Here is a 1181-nt window from a genome sequence, read left to right on the forward strand (position 1 = left end):
CCTGTGGGAGATTCTATGTTGCAAGGGAACCCTGCAGCCTCAAGTTCGGTTGGTATTCGCTCTCGCTTTTCATGAGGGCGAATGCCACCCGGCACAGCTTGCGGGCGAGGATCACCAAGGCCTGGGTCTTGGCCAGGCCTCTTGCCAGGTACGACTCATAGTAGGGCTTCCAGACCGGGCTTCGGCACGCGGCCATTGCTGCATTGTGCGCAAGCCGCCGCATTTCCCCGTCCCCTTTTTTGCTCAGGCGACGGCAGCCGTGCTTCTTCCCGGAGTCCTTCGGCCTCAAGTCCATCCCCAAGAAGGCGATGAACGCATCGGCGCTGGCGAAGTCGCCACGCATGAACGTGGTCGCCAACCCGGTAGCGGTCAGGTCGCCAATACCCTCGATCGCCTTGCAGCGCCTGATGTTCTCGGTGATGCCGGCTTCTTGCGCGGTTTCTCGCAGCAGCTTCTGCAGGGCTTGGTCGACCCGCTTGAAGTGCTCCATCTGCTGGGCCATGAGGTCTTTCAGAAGAGGCTCGCCAGACCAGCTCAGCATGACGGCAGCGTGGGTCTTGATCAGCTCAGCACGCTTCCTGAGCAGGCTTTTCAGCACGCCGTAGAACCGCGGAGGCGGGCTCCAGGCCCGCAGATGCTGCTGCTCGCTGGCCAGGTAGCGTGCCAGCAGGCGTGCGTCGCAGGGGTCGGTCTTTGCCCTCAAGCCGACGCTTTCGCGGTAGTGGCTCACCCGATAGGGATCCACGACGTACACCCGATGCCCCATTCCAAAGGCCAGTTCGGCGGTGTCCAGGTGGTAGTGGCTGGTGGCCTCCAGGGCTATGGCGCTCTGGGCCGGCAACGTTTTGAGCCAGCGTCCGATGGATTCGCGGTTGTTGCCGATGGCTTGGGTGAGCTGGACGTCTTCGCGGTAGGCGACGATCTCGGCCTTGGCCACATCGATGCCCACGACCGTTGGCGCATTAAGGATTGTCATGACGAATCCTCGGAGCTAGGGTTTAAGTGCTTGATGGGGTCTACCGTAGCGCTGGCTTGCCTCTATCGTCGGACGATCCGATGCATTCCTTATCGGCGCTTCAGGTAGAAAGGGCGGGACGAGAAGTCTCCCACGGTCCGTACTGGCTAGAGTCGGATTCTTGCTTTTAGTCCCGCCCACCCCTTCAAGTCTAAACATACAAGCT

General features: G+C 61.0%; 1 protein-coding gene. It reads right to left on the reverse strand.

Translation table 11 applies throughout. The annotated features are described in order from the left end of the window. Window positions 1-13: 13 nt before the first annotated feature. A complete protein-coding gene (locus tag CAG29_RS28010; RefSeq protein ID WP_085634140.1) occupies window positions 14-976 on the reverse strand; it encodes a transposase in 963 nt (320 codons plus the stop codon). Window positions 977-1181 lie beyond the last annotated feature (205 nt).

The organism is Pseudomonas sp. B7(2017) (assembly GCF_002112745.1).
GTDB classification, from domain to species: domain Bacteria; phylum Pseudomonadota; class Gammaproteobacteria; order Pseudomonadales; family Pseudomonadaceae; genus Aquipseudomonas; species Aquipseudomonas ekonensis.